The sequence below is a fragment of the Pontivivens nitratireducens genome (assembly GCF_011290545.1).
GTDB lineage: Bacteria > Pseudomonadota > Alphaproteobacteria > Rhodobacterales > Rhodobacteraceae > Pontivivens > Pontivivens nitratireducens.
Window position 1 is genome coordinate 824,502 of record NZ_CP049811.1, and the last position, 17,108, is coordinate 841,609.

A 17,108-nucleotide genomic window follows, 5' to 3' on the forward strand; every position below is an offset into this window, starting at 1 on the left:
GCACCGCGCGTTCCGCGCGATGTCCTCAGAAATCGCGGGAATAGCTGATCCCCACCGATGACGATCCCGACCCGGCCGCGATTCGGGCGTCGATCACCACGTTGCGAATGACGTCCAACTCGATCACCACGGTGCTCTCTCCCGATCCGTCCAGTGCGGTTTCCGCGCCGATGAACACGCCCTGGCTCAACGTCTTGCCCACGGTCAGGCTGGAACCGTCACCCCCGCTGCCCGCATCGAGTTGCAGCACATCCACGCCCAGGGCGCCCCGGGCGACGTCGAACGGACCACTGTTGCCGGACAGCAATGTCGCTAGGCCCGATGCGAGTTGCAGCGCCTGACCTGCGTTGAGGCTTTGTTGCGATTGGCCGAACAGAAGTTGGGGCAGAACCTCCTCCTGCGGCAGGGCGGGTTGCGAGGCAAAGTCGATCTGCGGATCGCTGGCGGACCCGGAAATGATGATCTGTCCCGTCAGATCGTCATCGGTACGGCTGAGAACGATGTTCAGGCGCGGGTCGATATTCGCCCCGCCGTCGAAGGTGATGACGCCTTCCTCCAGATCGAAGCTTCGCCCGATAAGCGAGAAGGTGCCGCGCAACCGCTCGATCTGACCAGTGATCCGGGGCGATGCGGCGGTGCCGCGCACGTCCAGCGCCAAGGCCCATTCCGATTCCAGCCCCCGGCCCCGCACGAACAGGCCGTCTGCCGCGCGAACGTCGATGTTCAGGCTGATGGAGGTCGGAGCGCTCCTCTCCTCCTCCTCCTCCGGCTCACCGATGATGTGCACGTCGCCAAGGGTGACGATCTCGGGCGGGGTGGCGTTGACCAGCCGGAATTCGGCCCGATCCACGTTCAGCTCTCCGGCCACGTCAAGCGCCCTGAGCGGCCCGTTGACGCCGACCGTGCCGCTGATCTGCGCGGTCAGGTCATCGCGGCGGATCAGAACGGCGTCCTCCGCCACGAACTCGGACACCAGGGTCAGCGGGCCGTCGCCGGTGTCCAGGTTCAACGTGCCCGACACGAAGCCTTGCCCGCCATCGCTGCCCTGCACGACGAAGCCCAGATTGCCGTTCGGGTCGATATCGCTGATGATTGTCAGTTCCGTCAGGATCAGGCCCAGATCCAGATTCTCGTACCGTCCATCGGACAGTGACACGTTGCCACCAACGCGCGGCGAGGCGAGCGTGCCGTCCACGTCCAGATCCAGCGTGCCGCGGCCAGACAGGATTTGGCCCGGTGCCGGTACGAATGCCCATAACGGGCGCACTTCGCCCGCCCACCGGACCGTCGCGCTGAGCGGTTGATTCATCGCGGGCTGCGGAATCGGGCTGCCCGCACGGGCGACCAGCGGCACCGATGCCTCGATCTGGAAAGGTTCCTCGAAGCCCCCGTTGACGATCACCCCCGCATCCACGACCCGGCCGTTCCAGTCGGCTTCGAAGACGGCATCGACTGTCAGCCCTTCCTCCAGCACGTCGGAGCCTACGAAATTCACCAGCGTTCCGTTCAGCGTGGCACTGGCGCGCGACGGGCGGGTGTCGAACTGCGCTGTCGCGTCCAGACGCCCGGCCACGACGGACACGCCCAGTTCCTCAACCAACGTTTCAAGATCTACCCCGTTCGCCTGCAGCGATCCGACCAGACCGCCCCCGATCAATTGCACGGATCCGGTCAGCATTCCTGCGCCGGGCAGGCGGATCGCGATATCATCGGCTCGCACAGCACCGCCCGCAATGGACAGTTGCAGCGGGCGCTCCAGCGAAATCCGTGCGTCGCCCAACGTCGTGTTCAGCGCGGAGACGCTGACATTTGTCGCCCCGCCCTGCATTGCGACCTGCGCGCGCGTGTCCAGCGTCAGCGGTTTTTCCAGTGCCGTACCCGTAGCCGCAACGCCGACCGTCAGATCCGAGAGGCGACCGTTCGCGTCGATATCCGCCGTTGTGATCTGCGCGGCACCAAGGTCGAGCCCCTCTACCGCCACATCGGCGGCAATACCCGGATCGCCCCCGAGCAGATCGGTAGCGTCGGCTTCGATGCTGGTGCTGGCTGCCGTGATCGCACCGGTTCCGGCACCGTTGAGGTTCAGCGATACAGTCGCATCCTGCCGCCCGCCGCGCGGAGTCAGGGTGATACGCCCCGAACCCGTGCCGTCCAGATCGGCCAGCGGGATCAGCGACAGATCGGCGCGCGACAGATCCAGCGTCGCCTCCGTCAGCAAGGTCGCCAGATCGACATCGGCGCGTCCAGACAGCCGTTGCCCAACCAGCGTGCCGTCGAGGTCGCGCAAGGTCAGCGTTCCGTCCGACAGCGCGATATCAGCCGAGACATCTGTGTTCGCCAGCGTGCCATCGCTGCCGATCAGGGCGATATTCGCCGCGATGTCGTCGCCCAGCACGACCTCATGTTCCAGTGCGATGGTGCCCAGCGGCGTTCCTGCCACGCTCAACCCGCGCACACCGGCCGATCCGTCGATCCGCATCGGTTCGCCCAGCGAGACTGTGCCCTCAGCCCGCAGCACACCGCTGGCCTGAATATCGTAGGCGCGGGCCAGATTGGCGATGTTGGTCGAGCGCAGGGCATAGTCCAGCACCTGCCCGCCCTCACGCGGCGTCAGGGTGCCGCTCAACGCGTCAGAGGTCAGGCCGGCCTCAGCGGTGACCAAAGCGGAATCGGTAATCCGCGCAGTGGCGTCCAGCGTGACGGGGCCGAGGATTTCGGGCGTCAGCCTGTCCAGGCGCAGGCCCGCCATTTCGGCATTCGCGGCGACGGTATAATCGTCGAGCGGGCCGTCCAGGTTCAGCCGAATCTCGGCGGCTGCGATATCGGCAAGCTCACCATAGGCACCGCCGCGCAGGTCCATCTGAACCTCAGCGTCGATCACATCGTCAATGCGCGCGACCTCCGCCGTGAGGGTCAGCGCCCCTTCGAGCGGTTGGCCGAAAGCCTCGGCGAGAGGGGCGAGGCGCGGCACCTCGGCATCCAGCCTGGCCGACAGATCGCCGCCATCAATGGCGTATTGCGCCGCGCCCGTCGCATCCACGGCGCGGCTGGTCAGGTCGATGCGTTGCAGGTCGAGCACTCCGTCCGCGAACAGCAGCTCCGTTTCCAGCCGCACGGGCCCGATGACGTCGGCGGATACGTCCATGGCGCTCAACCGTTCGGCATTCAGCGCACCGCGCACGGTATAGCCCGCCTCGGCCCCGCCCACCACGCTGGCATTCAGGTTCAGCCGATCGGCACGGGCGATGTCAGCGAAGCGCGGCTCCAGCACCTGCGCCGTCGTGGTGGCGGATAGGACACCTTCGGATACCGTTCCCTCGGCCCGCAGATCCAGCCGCCCCGAGGCGTCGATGCCGTAGGCCTGCGCGAACGGTTCCGCCTCCTGGGTCTGGACCCGCGCCTCAAACTGCGCGAGGCCTGTTCCACGCTCCTGCGTGGCGCTCAGATCAACGTCGAGCGGGATGGAGCGCAGGGTGAAACTGTTGAGCGTCAGGGTTTGTGCGCCGAGGGTGGCCTGGCCCTCGATTTCAGCGGGTCCGATCAGACCTGCCTCCAGCTCATCAAGACGCAGCCCGGTGGCGGTGCCGTCCAGATTGATGCTGATATCCTCACCCTGCTGGCCGAGTTCGACCACCAGATCGAAACGCTCCAGATCGGCGGGCGGGCTGCGGAAATCCGCGATGCGCCCGGACAGGCGACCGTCCAGAACGCCCTCGTTGCGCTGTACGCGCCCGATCAGCGCCAGTTCGCCTGTGGCCTCCTGCCCGTAGGACCGGGCAATCGGCGCCACGCTGTCGGTGGACAGATCGATGGACAGGTCGGCATTCTGAAAGGCCAGATCGGTGCGCCCCTCAGCGGAGAAGGAAATCAGCGGGCTGTCCAGACGGGCGGTGTTCAGCTCCACCAGCTCCCCCTCCTGCACCACATCTATGCGCAGGGTCGCCTCGCCCAGCGTGTCGGCATCGACCTGATCCAGCCGCAGACCGGTTCCGGTGCCGTCGGCGGTGAAGCGCAGCCGTTCGTCCAGACGACGGGCGTTCAGGGTCAGGGTTACACGCTCGGCATCGACCAGCGCGGACTGGAAGTCGATCAGCGCGCTCTGCCCCTGTGCGGTCAGGTCATCGGGCGGGCCAGTGACCTGCCCCTCGAAGGTGAACCCCGCGAAGGCCACGCCATCGACCAGGTTGGACAATTCGCGGTTTCCCTCCACCCTGATCGCCAGATCGCTGGCCTGCGTCGTCAGATCGAAACTGCCGGTGCCGTTGAGTTGCAGGGCCGGGCTGTCCAGTTCCAGCGCGTCGATGCGCAGCACGCGATCCGCGCCCTGCACGATCGCGACATCCAGTTCCGCACGCTCACCAGTTACGGCGCGGATGGAGGGGGACATTTCCGGCCCGGGAACCAGGACGAAATCCGCCGTGACACCCAGCGGTTCGACATAGCTGACCACGGCCGCGCCCTCCGCCTCGAACACGTCGTCGGTTTCGGCGTCGAAGGTCAGTTGCCAATTGTCGCGCGGGCCGTTGCCGCTGAGTTGCACGGCACTGGCGCTGTCCTCGGGAAAACCTGCAAGCATGGCGACGACGCCGCCTGCGGATTCACGCGCGACCAGATCCACGCCCAGCGTTTCCGCCGCGAAATCACGCAAATAGATCAGGGCGATTTCCCCGTCGATATCGTCGGTCCGGGTAATGGTCAGTTCCAGTCGCTGCTCGTCACCCTGATCGCGGGCCGAACCCTGACCGTCGAATGTCAGGCTCTGCCCCAGAACGTCGGGTCCGATGCGGATATCCTCCAGCGTCATCTGGTCGAGGATTATCGGAATGGGCGCGCGGGGCCAGTCGAAAGGCGACGGGGTGCCCTGCGTCGGTTGCACGTCCAGCTCGGGCGCCTCGGCGTTGGGCGATGGCGCGCGCTGCATGTCCAGACCGCGAATGATGATCCGTTCCAGATCCAGTTGTCCGCGCAGAATGGCTGAGGAATTCCAATCCACCACCAACTGTTCGATGGTCAGCCAGACGCCGGTGCCGTCGGAGATCTCCACCCCGTTCAGACGGGTCGCGCCCTCGGCGTCCTCGACCAGATCAGCGGTAATCTCGAAACTGCCGGGTGAGGAAATCTGGCTCAGCGCGAATTGCACCAGCCGGTTGTCCAGATCGAAGATCGAGGTCTGGGCCATGGCGGGAAGGTTCAGCGTCAGCCAGATCAGCAGGGTGGTCAGAATACGCATCAAAAGGCCTGCCCGATTGCGAGGTAGAACTGGAACCCGTCCTCATCCGCGTCGGGATCGAGGGGGAAGGCGAAATCGGCCCGTACAGGCCCGATGGGTGAGTAGTACCGCACGCCCAACCCCATGGCCGCGCGCAGATCGTCGAATTCCGGCGACACATTGTCGGAGACCTTCCCTGCCTCGGCAAAAACCACGCCGCCCAGATCGCCCCGGACGGGAAAACGCAATTCGGTTCCGATCTCGACCGCAGACAGACCGCCGCGCGCATCGCCGTTGGAATCCTCGGGGCCCAGCGAGCGGCTGGCGTAGCCACGCACCGATCCGCCGCCCCCGGCGAACAGGCGCCGGGTGATCGGCACGTCGAACACGTCTTCCGCAATGATCGAGCCGATGCGCAGGCGTGAGGCCAGGACGAATGTCTGTTCCTCATTCAGCGGCAAATAGTTCGCGATGCGCCCGTCGATCCGCACGAAGGACACGCTGTCGCCGTCCACCTCCCCCCCGAAGGGTGAGAGGGTCAGCCGCCCGCGAATGCCTTCGCGCGGGTCCAGCGGGTCGCCGGTATTGTCATAGGCCGCGAACAGCGGGAACCCCAGAACGGAGATTTCGGTATCGACGCCATCTTCGACCACGTCGGATACTTCCAGAATGGTGGATGCGCCCGCGCGCCACTCCTCGCTCAACTCCCGCTCCACCCCGGCACCGATGGTGAAGATGTCGCCGCTATAGGCATCCTCGTCGATATTGGCATATTTCGTGGCCAGGGTCAGGACCTGCCCGTCGCGCCCGAATTGCGGGATGCGGAAACTCAGCCCGGCCGAGCTGTTCTCAGTGCCAAGTTCAACCTCGAACAGGCTATTTTCATTGCGGCCCAGCAGATTGCGATGCTCCAGCGAGGCATTCAGGGTGACGCCAACATCCGTGTCGAACCGCAGTCCGACAGTGCCGGTGCGCGGCTTGCGCTCATCCACCGTCACCGTGATCGGCAGGGCGGAGGTACCGGGCGATTCCTCGGGTGGTTCCGCGGTGACGGTGTTGAACAGTTCCGTCCGCACGAGGTCCTGCTGAAATTCCGCGAGGGTCAGCGCATCATAGACCTGACCTGGCTGCCAGGTGATATAGGTGTCGAGATATTCCTCCTCGACCGCGCTCAACCCGACATAGCTGACGGAGCCGAAGGTGTGGGGTTGTCCGGCATCTATGACCGAGCGAACGGTTACGCTGCCATCCGCAGGGTCGGCGACGGCCTCCCGATCGACATAGCGCGCATAGGCGTAGCCCTCACCGCGCAAGGTGGCGATGGCGGCGTCCTCGGCCTCCAGTATCAGGATCGCTTGCGCCCGTTCCCCTATCGGAGACCCCAGTTCGGCGGGTGCGGGCAGGGTCGGCTGGGTGACGCTGCCGTTCAGATCGAAGGCATGTTCGCGCAATTCATAGGCCGTGCCCGGCATGATGATCAGTTCGACATTCAGAACCTCGTCATCTGTGCCGCCGGTCACGACGCGTGTAACTTCGGGGGTGTAGTACCCCTCGGATTGCAGAAGCGATTTCAGCGTGTCGATATCGTTGTCCGCGCGCCGCCGCAGAAAGGCGGGCGAGGCGGCGCCGTCCTCCTGCCGCCGGTAGAGTTGCAGCGTCTCCTCGGCCAGATCGATGACATCCTGTGTCGGGGCGCCGGTCAGCGTGACCGTGTAATCGACGCTTTCCGCGGTCGGAGGCACGACGAAGCCCAGGTCGTCCTTTCCACAGGCGGCAACAGTCAGAACGATCAGCAGGGAGGTCAGAATTCGCAACACCAGGGAACGCTCCGATACATTTGGGTCTGTGATAAACCCTATTCAGATCAACGCTACGATGCACCATCAAACGTGCGAACCCGACTGCTGTGCGGCTACAAGTTCCGCACACATTCGCGTAGGGTCACACCGGCGGAATTTCGCCGGTGTGATTGTCTGCTTGTTATCATCGCAGGTGTTGCGGTTGGCAGAGACCTAGGCCTGTGTTTCGGGCAACATGCGGAAAAACAGCGCCTGGTCGATCAGCACGCGCAGCTTGCGCTCCTCGAACGGTTTGGTGATGACGAAGGCAGGCTCGCGACGTTCCCCCGTCAGCAGGCGCTGGGGATAGGCGGTGATGAAGATCACCGGCATGTCGGCGCCGCTGGCCTCCAGAATCTCGTCCACCGCCTCGATCCCGCTGGACCCATCGGCCAGACGCACATCGGCCAGGATCAGATCCGGCGTCAGGTCGTTCACCGCGGCAATCGCCTCGGCATGGGTGCGCGCGACGGAGATGACATCATGCCCCAACCCCTCCACGATATTGCTGAGGTCCATCGCAATCAGCGGCTCATCCTCGATGATCAGCACGCGCGATCGTTGCTCGCTTTCCAGTTCGGACATGCCGATCTCGACCAGCTCCTGCGCCTCGTCGCTGGAAACGCGCATGATCCGGGCGATGTCGCCATGGCCGAAATCCTCCAGCAAGCGCAGCAGCAGGGCCTCACGCGTGCGCGGGGTCAGGGTGGACAGGCGGCCCTGCATCACGGCCTCCCGCGCGGAGCCTTCGCCGGTATCGCTTGAAACATCCGCCCCGGTGGAGCGCCAGATGCCGCCGAATACCTCGAACAGGGTGCGTTTGGGGTCGCCGCCCTGCTCCATCACGCTGGGATCCGCCAGGATCGCCTCCAGCGTCGCGGCCGCGTAGGCGTCGCCCGCGTGTTGCGATCCGCACAAGGCGCGCGCGTAGCGTCGCAGTTCTGGCAACACCTCACCAATTTTGTCGTTCATGCTCATGTCCGTCCCCCGGAATTCAAGAAGGTTGCGAAGTCAGGCGTTTCCTTTGGAACGAACTGCCCTAACTTGTCGTTGTGAGTGTAGAGCCGTACACGTGGCGGTCAAACATGTAGGCGATAAGAAAAAACGGGACAGGCCGCCATGACGGGACAGGATTCGAAGATGAACAACGACAGCGAGCGGCGGATCGAGGCCAACCTCAAGAAGGTCTACGAGGAAAGCATGAACGAACCCATGTCCGACCAGCTCGCCAACCTCGTCGCGCAACTGCGTGAAAAAGCCCAGCCGGGCAATGGCGGTGCGGCAGATGGCTGATATGACCTTCGAGGAGGGCGTCGTGAACCTGGTTCCCGACCTTCGAGCTTTCGGGCGATCGCTTACCCGCGAACATGCCCGCGCCGACGATCTGGTGCAGGACACCATCGTCAAGGCATTGTCGAACAAGGAAAAATTCAAGGAAGGCACCAACCTGCGTGCCTGGCTTTTCACGATCCTGCGCAACACTTTCTATTCGGGAAAGCGCAAGCAGAAGTGGGAAGTGGAGGACGTTGACGGCGTCTATACCGAACGGTTGAGCGTAAAGCCCGCGCAGGACGGCGTGATGGAGCTTTCGGATTTCCGCAAGGCGTTTGAGACCTTGCCCCCCGATCAAAGGGAAAGCCTGATGCTCGTCGGTGCTGCGGGTATGTCCTATGACGAGGCAGCGGAGATTTGCGATTGCGCCGTGGGGACTGTCAAAAGCCGCGTGAACCGTGCGCGCGCGCGTCTTGCCGATATGCTTCAAATGCGTGAGGATGAACCGGGCCTGACCGATGGCGCAACACTGGCTGCGATGGTCGACATTCGCAGCGCCTGATTTTCAACCAAGACCGAGTTTTTCAACCAAGACCGAGGAGACTAAAATGTCCAAGATCACTGCAACCATCTCCAGCTTCGTTCTGGCCGCCGCCGTTTTGGCAGGCTGCAACACCGTAGCCGGCGCCGGTGAGGATATTCAGCAGGGTGGCAACGCCATCGAGGATGCCGCGCAAGACGCCGCCAACTGAGTTTTCAGGGCTGAGTTTTCCATGGCCGGGCGCACGCCGCCCGGCCATGTCTGCCCCCATATACCCCAGCTCTGACTACATCGCGCGGACCAGCACCAGGCTGAGCCAGGGCGATGCGATCAGTACCGCCACCCGGATCAGATCGCTGATCACGAAGGGCATGACACCGGCATAGGTGCGCCTTATCGGAACCTCCCGCGCCAATGCGTTGATGATGAACAAATTCATCCCCACGGGCGGTGTTATCAGCCCGACCTCCACCACGATCAACACCAGTATCCCGAACCAGATCGCCGTCTCATCAGGGGTCAGCCCGAATTCGAGGCTTTGCACGATGGGGAAGAAAATCGGGATCGTCAGCAAAATCATGCTCAGCGAATCCATGACACAGCCGAAGATCAGATATGTCGCCAGCATCAGAAGCAACACCACCATCGGGCTGAACCCTGCGGTCACCACCCAATCGGCCAGCGCCTGAGGTGTTCGGGTAAAGGCGAGGAAGGTGTTGAACACCTGTGCCCCAAACAGGATGAGGTAGATCATGCCCGTCGCCTGCGCCGCCTCCAGAATGCTGGCGGTAAAGCTGCGCCTGTCCAGGCCGCCGGTCAGCAGACCGTATAATCCCGTCAGAACCGCGCCGACCGCCGCCCCCTCGATCGGGGTGAACAGCGCCTGTCTCCCCGGTTTCAGCCAGTTCCAGTCAGCCGCGATCCCACCGATCACCAGCACGAAGACGGCCACCACCGGCCAGACCCGAACCAGCGATGACCGGCGCACGGCCCATGGCTGGCGCGGCATCCGCTGGGCCGCATCGGGCCGCAGCGCGACATAAATCATGACGACGAGGATATATCCCGCCACCGCCAGCAATCCCGGCAGGATCGCCGCCGCGAACATCTTCTCGATATTCTGTTCGGTCAGAATGGCGTAGATTACCAGAATGATCGAAGGCGGTATCAGGATGCCCAGCGTTCCGCCCGCCGCCAGCACGCCGGTCGCCAGCGCGTCGGAATAGCCGTATCTCTTCATCTCGGGTAGGGCGACCTGCCCCATGGTCGAGGCCGTGGCCAGCGAAGACCCCGAAACCGCGCCGAATCCGGCGCAGGCCCCCACCGCCGCGATCGCGATGCCGCCGGGCCGGTGGCCCAGCCAGTCCGCAGTGGCGCGGAACAACCGTTCGGACATGCCGGATTTCGACGCGAACTGCCCCATCAGCAGGAACAGCGGCACAATGCTGAGCGAGTAGGAGGCGAAGGCGTCCCAAGTCACGCTCTTGAGCAGGTTCATCATCGGATCGGGGGAGCCGCGCAGGATCCACACGCCCACGAAGCCGGTAATCGCCATCGCCGCTGCAATCGGGATGCGTATCGCGATCATGCCCAGCATGGCCACGAAGCCGAGTATGGCAAGCTCCACCCCGCTCATCGCAGTACCTCGTTCAGGGATTGCCAGACGGAATGCAGCGTCACCACCGCGAATAGCCCCGCCCCCAGCGATCCGGCCGTGTAGCCCCACCAGACGGGCAGGTTCAACTCATATGTCGCCTCGACCCAGCAATAGGGCTGGGCGATGCCGGTCATGTTCCACAACCAGCCGAACAGGGGGTCCGACGGGTCGGCACAGAACTTGTCAATCATGCCCGCCCAAAGCTGCCGTGCCATCAGAACCGCGACCGCGCCCAACGCGATGTCGCCCAACAGGCGCAGCGCGGCCTGCACACGCGGGGAAAACCGCTCGACCAGCAGATCGACGGTCACGTGGCCCCGTCTGATCTGGCACCATGGCAGGAAGCTGAACACCGCGATGGCGCAGCCGATCTGGACCAGCTCGAAATCGCCCCGCACCGGGCCCAGCCCGTACCCCGCCAGCGCCCGCCCGATGACGGAAATCACGGTCATTCCCGCAATCCCGGCCAGCACCAGTCCGCCGAGCAGCGCCGCGCCCATGGAAAGGGACCTCATAAACCGGCCAAAACGCCTCTGCGCCTGTGGTGCAAGTGTCGCCATACCCACCTCCCGTCCGTTCGTGCCGCTCAGGGGCCTGAACGGACGGCCTGTGTCAAGTCGTGAGGTCTACCCAGGCCGGCACGATATCGCCGGGCGCGGCACGGGCCGCGTACACGCCCCGTGCTATCGCGCGGGCCAGACAGATCGCTGCGGCATGGCCTAGAAGCAGCGGATCCGCCGCGTCCTTCGCCCCTGTCGCCGCGGCGAAGACCAGATCGCCATCCATCGGCGTATGCGACGGTACGATCGCTCGTGCCATGCCATCATGCGCCGCAACCGCCATGCGGGTGCACCCGGCCTTGTCGAGGGTCGCATCCGTTGCGACAATGGCGATGGTGGTGTTGGCGCGCTCGAAGACCTCCGCCTTGGTGCGGAACGTATCGGCGAGCGAGGGCGGGGCCCCGGTGCCCAATCCGCCGAATTCCTCCCCGATCTCGAACGGGGCCGCCCAGAACCGCCGCCCGTCACTGGTTACATTGCCCAGCGAATTTACCGCCACCACGGCCCCCACGACATGCCCCGAGGGCAATCGAAGTGAGGCCGATCCCAGCCCGCCCTTCAACCGTCCAGCGATGGCACCCGTTCCGGCCCCGGTCGAGCCGAGGGCGAACTCGGCCCCCGCCTGCCGATACGCCATCGCGCCCAGGGCACGATAGGGGTTCACGCTCCACGATTTGTCGCCCCCATTGATCAGATCGAACAGGATCGCGGCGGGCACGATCGGTACGCGCGCCGGTCCGACGCAAAATCCGCGCCCGTCCGCCGCCAGCGCGTCCATCACCCCCGCCCCGGCATCCAGACCGAAGGCAGAGCCCCCCGACAGCACCAGCGCATCGACCGCCTGCACCGATTTGTCCGGCGCCAGCAGGTCCGTCTCCCGCGTGCCGGGGGCACCGCCCATCACATGCACACCGCAGGTCAGCGGCGCATCCCCCAGCAGGACGGTGCAGCCGGTCCGAACGGTGTCGTCCTGCGCGTTGCCGACGCGCAGCCCCTCCACATCGGTGATCAGATTGCGCGGGCCGGGTTCAAATGCAGCGACCACCGTCCACCTCCATCGCGACACCCGTAATCATGCTCGCCTCGTCCGAGGCCAGGAAGCAGGCGGCATTTCCCATATCCTCGGGCGTGGAAAACCGGCCGAGCGGAATGGTGGCGAGGAATTTTGCGCGCATCTCCGGCGTATCCTCCCCCATGAAGCTTTTGAGCAAGGGCGTTTCCCCCGCCACGGGGTTCAACGCGTTGACGCGGATGCCGAACGGGGCCAGCTCGACCGCCATCGCCTTGGTGGCGGTGATGACCCAGCCCTTTGAGGCATTGTACCAGTTGAGGTTGGGGCGCGGGCTGACCCCGGCGGTGGAGGCGACATTGATGAAAACGCCCGATCCACGGATCTTCATATCAGGGACGAAGGCGCGCGCGGTCAGGTAGATCGACTTGACGTTGACCCGCAGAACGCGGTCGAATTCGTCCTCCGTCACCTCCTCCATCGGTTTGGGCAGATGGGTGACGCCTGCATTGTTGATGAGGATATCCGGCGTGCCGAAGATCGCGTGCGCCTCGGTCGCCAGTCGCGCCACGCTGTCCGCCTCACCGATATCGACCTGAATGGCATCGCAGCCCAGTTCGCCCGCGACGGCCTGCGCGGCGTCGCTGTCGATATCCGCGATGATGATCCGGGCCCCCTCGGTTGCGAATTTCCGCGCGATGCCGGCGCCGAAACCGGACGCACCGCCGGTGATGATGGCCGTCTTGTCCTTCAATCGCATGAGCGTGCCCTTCCTGCGTTTCCAAATTTTTCTGCCGACACCGCCTGTCCGTGCCGCGCCTGTGAGTGTCGTGCAGGCTTCATCCCGGTCAGGTCAGCGGCCCGCCCCATGCGGCAGTGGCAATCTGCCCGGTCGGCGGCTGCGTCACGGTGAGCCAATCGTGCGCAGGTCGAAAGGTCAAGTTAACCTTTGCTGGCTCAGACTGTGCGGGCCCAGGCTGCCGGGCAGAGTCGCTTGCCGGCAAGGTTGCTACCCGATCAGAGGCGGTCGCGCAGGGCGTACCAGCTCATCGCGAGGGCCAGCAGCGGTGTGCGCCAGCGGCGCGGTCCGGGAAAGGCACGATGCGCAAGGCGGGCCATCGTGTCGAAGCGGGGACTGTCGCCGGTGATCGCCTCGGCCATCAGCGCGCCGGACAGCGTGGCCAGTGCGACGCCGTGCCCCGAATAGCCCGAGGCGGACATCACCCCGTCCTGCAATCGCCGCAGGTAGGGCAGCCGCGACAGGGTGATCGCCAGCGTTCCGCCCCATGCGTGGGTGATCTTCGCGTCGGCAAGCTGGGGAAAGATCTCGATCATCGGCTTTCGTGCCTTCGCGGCCAGATCGCGGGGAAAGCGGTAGGAATAGCTCTCGCCACCACCGAACAGCATCCGGTTGTCCCGGCTGAGGCGGAAATAGTTCACCACGAACTTGCTGTCGGCCACGGCCTCGTTGTGGGGAATCAGTTCGCGGGCCAGCGCCTCGTCCAGCGGTTCGGTCGCGACGATGTAATTGTTGATCGGCATGACATGGCGCGAAACCTGATCGTCCAGCCCGCCCAGATAGCCATTGCAGGCCAGAACGACGTGATCGGCGGTGATCTGGCCGCCGGGGGTTTGCAGGACGCGGCCATCGCGCGCCGTGACGGGCGTGTTCTCATGTATCGTCACGCCAGCGGTGCGCGCCGCTGTGGCCAGACCCAGCGCGTAGTTCAGCGGATGCAGATGCGCCCCGTCCGGGTCGTGCAGGCCCGAGTAATAAGCCTGCGTTCCCAGCCGTTCGCGCACCGCCCCGGCGTCGAGGTATTGCAGCGCCGTGTCGTAGTGACGGTTCATATGCTCGACATAGGCGCGGGTGCCAGCGGCGTAGCGTTGACGGTGATCGGTATAGGTGATGCCGGGGGTCAGGTCGCAGGGGATCGCGTGCCTGGCAATCAGGGATTTGACCAAGTCGCGCGCGTCCTGCCCGATGGCCCACAGGTCGCGCGCCATGTCGTGGCCCAGGCTTTCCTCCAGCTCGGGCTGGTCGATGCGTTGCCCCGATCCGATCTGCCCGCCATTGCGCCCCGACGCCCCCCATCCGACGCGGTGCGCATCGACCAGAACGACTTGCCGCCCGGCCTGCGCCAGATGCAGCGCCGCGCTGAGCCCGGTATACCCGGCGCCGACCACGGCGACCTCGGTCTGGATGTCGCGGTCCAGCGGCGTGGCAATGGGGCGCGGGACCGCCGTGTCGGCATACCAACTGGGTGGATAGGTCCCCGGAATGTCGTTGGCGTAGAGCAGGTTCACGCGGTGAACGCCCCCTCGGCCTTGGCCGTGGCCATCCCCTCATCCAGGGATTTCCACGCAAGCTCGACCAGGGTGTCGATCTCGGAATCCGCGATGGTCAGCGGCGGCGAGATGATCATCTTGTCGCCCACATGACGCATGACCAGACCATTGGCGAAGCAGCGGTCGCGGGTCATCAGGCCGACCGTCCCCTCATTCGCGAAGGCCGCGCGGGCGGGCGCGTCGGGTGTCAGCTCCAGCGCGCCCATCATGCCGACCATCCGCGCCTCACCCACCATCGGATGATCGGCGAGGGAGGACCATTTTTTCTTCAGATACGGCCCGGTATGGTCGCGAACCCGATCGACGATGCCTTCTTCCTCAAGAATACGGATATTCTCCAACGCGACCGCCGCCGCGACAGGGTGCGAGGAATATGTGTAGCCGTGGTTGAACTCGCCGCCGTCCTCGATGACCTGCGCCACGCTTTCGCGGATGATTGACCCGCCGATGGGCTGATAGCCTGACGACAACCCCTTGGCGATGGTCATGATGTCGGGGTCGATGTCGTAGGTCTGTGAGCCGAACCAGTTGCCTGTCCGCCCGAAGCCGCAGATCACCTCATCCGCGATCAGCAGGATGTCACGCTCCCGGCAGATGCGAGAGATTTCGGGCCAGTAGGTTTCGGGCGGAACGATGACGCCGCCCGCGCCCTGAACGGGTTCCGCGATGAAGGCACCGACATTGTCCTGCCCCAGTTGGTCGATCATCTGGTCGAGTTGCGCGGCGCGGATGCGGCCGAACTCCTCGGGCGAATGATCGCCGCCCTCGGCCCACCAGTGCGGCTGGTCGATATGCACGATATCGGGGATCGGCATCCCGCCCTGTGCGTGCATTCCGGCCATGCCGCCCAGCGATGCCGCCCCCATGGTCGAGCCGTGATAGCCGTTCTTGCGCGCGATGATCGTCCGCTTGTTCGGCTTGCCCATCAACGCCCAGTAATGGCGGACGAGGCGAATGTTGGTGTCGTTCGCCTCGGACCCCGAACCGGCATAGAACACCCGGTTCTTGTCGCCCGGGGCGATCTGCGCCAGCTTCGCGGACAGGGCCACGGCGGGCGGGTGCGTGGTCATGAAGAAGGTGTTGTAGAAGGGAAGCTGCTGCATCTGGCGGGCTGCCACCTCGGCCAGTTCGTGCCGGCCATAGCCGATATTCACGCACCACAGCCCCGCCATACCGTCCAGGATGCGCTTGCCCTCGCTGTCCGTCAGCCAGCAGCCATCGGCCTGTGTGATGACGCGCGCGCCCTTGGCCCGCATCTGGGCGGTGTCCGAAAACGGATGGATGTGATGCGCGGCATCCAGGGCCTGCATTTCCGTGGTGGGGGGGTGGTTGTCCTTGGGTGCCATGCGACTCGCTCCTTTGGCGCGAGAGTGGCGCGGCGCGGCGGCGAAGGAAAGAGGTGGTGAGAGCCCGCGACGCGGATATTTGGCATCACCCCGCGGGAACGGCGCGGCGCGCGGGCTTGACCGACATGGCCACACGGCCTTAGTGAAGCCGGTCATTCCGGGTCAAGGAGCAGGAACATGGGTTTCAAATGTGGTATCGTGGGCCTGCCCAATGTGGGCAAATCGACGCTCTTCAACGCGCTGACGCGCACGGCGGCGGCGCAGGCGGCGAACTTTCCATTCTGTACCATCGAGCCGAATGTCGGTGAGGTTTCGGTGCCCGATGAGCGCCTGAACAAGCTGGCTGCCATCGCGCAATCGAAAAGCGTGATCCCCGCCCGCCTGACCTTCGTGGACATTGCCGGTCTGGTAAAGGGCGCCAGCAAGGGGGAGGGGCTGGGCAACCAGTTCCTGGCCAATATTCGCGAAACCGATGCCATCGCCCACGTGCTGCGCTGTTTCGAGGATGACGACATCACCCATGTGGACGGCCGCGTCGATCCCGTCGCGGATGCCGAGGTGATCGAGACGGAACTGATGCTCGCCGATCTGGAGAGCATCGAGAAGCGGCTTTCCAATCTGCAACGCAAGATCAAGAGCGGCGACAAGGATGCCAAGGCTCAGGTCGAGCTGTTGGCCAAGGCCAAGGCCGCAATCGACGAGGGCCGCCCCGCCCGCACAGTCGAGGTGGACGAGGATGAGCGCAAGGCCTGGGACATGCTGCAACTGCTCAGCGCGAAGCCGGTCCTGTATGTTTGCAATGTGGAGGAATCCTCGGCCGCGCAGGGCAATGCCCAATCCGCCAGGGTGGCGGAAATGGCGGCGGCGCAGGGCGCTGTCTCCGTCGTGATCTCCGCCGCGATCGAGGAGGAGATCAGCCAGCTCGACGATGCGGAGCGTAACGAGTTCCTCGACGATATGGGGTTGGAGGAGGCCGGTCTGGACCGGTTGATCCGCGCGGGCTACGGCCTGCTGAACCTGCAGACATATTTCACCGTCGGGCCGAAGGAAGCGCGCGCCTGGACCATTCACGAGGGCACTAGGGCACCGCAGGCCGCAGGCGTGATCCACGGCGATTTCGAACGCGGCTTCATCCGGGCGGAAACCATTGCCTATGACGATTTCGTGACCCTTGGCGGCGAACAGAAAGCCAAGGAAGCAGGCAAGATGCGCGCCGAGGGAAAGGCCTATACCGTCGCGGATGGCGACGTTCTGCACTTCCTGTTCAATACCTGATCGCGCGACCCGGGTCAGCAAGCCGATATTTGCGACCCGGTGATGGCGAACG

Annotated in this window: 13 protein-coding genes; 4 read left to right on the plus strand and 9 right to left on the minus strand. The window is 64.7% G+C overall.

Features of this window, described 5'->3' with window-relative positions; genetic code table 11:
• Positions 1 to 25 precede the first annotated feature (25 nt).
• From G8E03_RS03960 to G8E03_RS03970, 3 genes are all read right to left on the minus strand, one after another.
• On the minus strand, positions 26 to 5,230 hold the full coding sequence (locus G8E03_RS03960; protein WP_166188906.1) for a translocation/assembly module TamB domain-containing protein: 5,205 nt from the start codon (positions 5,228 to 5,230) through the stop codon (positions 26 to 28).
• Positions 5,230 to 7,026 (minus strand): autotransporter assembly complex protein TamA, encoded by a 1,797-nt coding sequence (locus tag G8E03_RS03965; protein WP_166188908.1) that lies wholly within the window; start codon positions 7,024 to 7,026, stop codon positions 5,230 to 5,232. Before G8E03_RS03965 ends, G8E03_RS03960 begins: the two co-directional genes overlap by 1 nt.
• Positions 7,027 to 7,221: 195 nt before the next feature.
• A complete protein-coding gene (locus tag G8E03_RS03970; protein ID WP_240910418.1) occupies positions 7,222 to 8,019 on the minus strand; it encodes a response regulator in 798 nt (265 codons plus the stop codon).
• A gap of 168 nt (positions 8,020 to 8,187) precedes the next feature.
• Here G8E03_RS03970 and G8E03_RS03975 point away from each other — a divergent pair, with 168 nt between their 5' ends.
• Genes G8E03_RS03975 through G8E03_RS03985 form a run of 3 tightly spaced genes read left to right on the plus strand, consistent with a single transcriptional unit; the run spans position 8,188 to position 9,071 of the window.
• The gene (locus G8E03_RS03975; RefSeq protein ID WP_166188913.1) at positions 8,188 to 8,340 is read left to right on the plus strand and encodes a NepR family anti-sigma factor; all 153 of its coding nucleotides are present in this window, start codon (positions 8,188 to 8,190) and stop codon (positions 8,338 to 8,340) included.
• Positions 8,333 to 8,881, plus strand: a complete 549-nt coding sequence (locus G8E03_RS03980; RefSeq protein WP_166188915.1) for a sigma-70 family RNA polymerase sigma factor — start codon at positions 8,333 to 8,335, stop codon at positions 8,879 to 8,881. Before G8E03_RS03975 ends, G8E03_RS03980 begins: the two co-directional genes overlap by 8 nt.
• A 46-nt stretch (positions 8,882 to 8,927) precedes the next feature.
• Positions 8,928 to 9,071 (plus strand): entericidin A/B family lipoprotein, encoded by a 144-nt coding sequence (locus G8E03_RS03985; protein WP_166188918.1) that lies wholly within the window; start codon positions 8,928 to 8,930, stop codon positions 9,069 to 9,071.
• 75 nt (positions 9,072 to 9,146) lie between these two features.
• Here G8E03_RS03985 and G8E03_RS03990 read toward each other — a convergent pair whose 3' ends face one another.
• The 6 genes from G8E03_RS03990 to G8E03_RS04015 all read right to left on the minus strand — a co-directional run bounded on the left by G8E03_RS03990 (position 9,147) and on the right by G8E03_RS04015 (position 15,781).
• Positions 9,147 to 10,496, minus strand: a complete 1,350-nt coding sequence (locus G8E03_RS03990; RefSeq protein WP_166188920.1) for a TRAP transporter large permease — start codon at positions 10,494 to 10,496, stop codon at positions 9,147 to 9,149.
• A complete protein-coding gene (locus G8E03_RS03995) occupies positions 10,493 to 11,032 on the minus strand; it encodes a TRAP transporter small permease (RefSeq protein ID WP_166188922.1) in 540 nt (179 codons plus the stop codon). The genes G8E03_RS03990 and G8E03_RS03995 overlap by 4 nt, the downstream gene beginning before the upstream one ends.
• Positions 11,033 to 11,129: 97 nt before the next feature.
• Positions 11,130 to 12,122 (minus strand): P1 family peptidase, encoded by a 993-nt coding sequence (locus G8E03_RS04000; protein ID WP_166188924.1) that lies wholly within the window; start codon positions 12,120 to 12,122, stop codon positions 11,130 to 11,132.
• Positions 12,106 to 12,846: an SDR family oxidoreductase gene (locus G8E03_RS04005; RefSeq protein ID WP_166188926.1), complete on the minus strand. Its 741-nt coding sequence runs from the start codon at positions 12,844 to 12,846 to the stop codon at positions 12,106 to 12,108. The genes G8E03_RS04000 and G8E03_RS04005 overlap by 17 nt, the downstream gene beginning before the upstream one ends.
• Positions 12,847 to 13,103: 257 nt before the next feature.
• Positions 13,104 to 14,393: an NAD(P)/FAD-dependent oxidoreductase gene (locus G8E03_RS04010; protein WP_166188929.1), complete on the minus strand. Its 1,290-nt coding sequence runs from the start codon at positions 14,391 to 14,393 to the stop codon at positions 13,104 to 13,106.
• Positions 14,390 to 15,781 (minus strand): aspartate aminotransferase family protein, encoded by a 1,392-nt coding sequence (locus G8E03_RS04015; RefSeq protein WP_166188931.1) that lies wholly within the window; start codon positions 15,779 to 15,781, stop codon positions 14,390 to 14,392. Before G8E03_RS04015 ends, G8E03_RS04010 begins: the two co-directional genes overlap by 4 nt.
• Positions 15,782 to 15,958: 177 nt before the next feature.
• Here G8E03_RS04015 and ychF point away from each other — a divergent pair, with 177 nt between their 5' ends.
• Positions 15,959 to 17,056: a redox-regulated ATPase YchF gene (gene ychF / locus G8E03_RS04020; protein WP_166188933.1), complete on the plus strand. Its 1,098-nt coding sequence runs from the start codon at positions 15,959 to 15,961 to the stop codon at positions 17,054 to 17,056.
• Positions 17,057 to 17,108: the final 52 nt, after the last annotated feature.

Coding starts and splice junctions, on each gene's coding strand:
- G8E03_RS03990 (WP_166188920.1), bottom strand. CDS start 10,496: ATGAGCGGGGTGGAGCTTGCCATACTCGGCTTCGTGGCCATGCTGGGC.
- G8E03_RS04015 (WP_166188931.1), bottom strand. CDS start 15,781: ATGGCACCCAAGGACAACCACCCCCCCACCACGGAAATGCAGGCCCTG.
- G8E03_RS03995 (WP_166188922.1), bottom strand. CDS start 11,032: ATGAGGTCCCTTTCCATGGGCGCGGCGCTGCTCGGCGGACTGGTGCTG.
- G8E03_RS03985 (WP_166188918.1), top strand. CDS start 8,928: ATGTCCAAGATCACTGCAACCATCTCCAGCTTCGTTCTGGCCGCCGCC.
- G8E03_RS03980 (WP_166188915.1), top strand. CDS start 8,333: ATGGCTGATATGACCTTCGAGGAGGGCGTCGTGAACCTGGTTCCCGAC.
- G8E03_RS03960 (WP_166188906.1), bottom strand. CDS start 5,230: ATGCGTATTCTGACCACCCTGCTGATCTGGCTGACGCTGAACCTTCCC.
- G8E03_RS03970 (WP_240910418.1), bottom strand. CDS start 8,019: ATGAACGACAAAATTGGTGAGGTGTTGCCAGAACTGCGACGCTACGCG.
- ychF (WP_166188933.1), top strand. CDS start 15,959: ATGGGTTTCAAATGTGGTATCGTGGGCCTGCCCAATGTGGGCAAATCG.
- G8E03_RS04005 (WP_166188926.1), bottom strand. CDS start 12,846: ATGCGATTGAAGGACAAGACGGCCATCATCACCGGCGGTGCGTCCGGT.
- G8E03_RS03975 (WP_166188913.1), top strand. CDS start 8,188: ATGAACAACGACAGCGAGCGGCGGATCGAGGCCAACCTCAAGAAGGTC.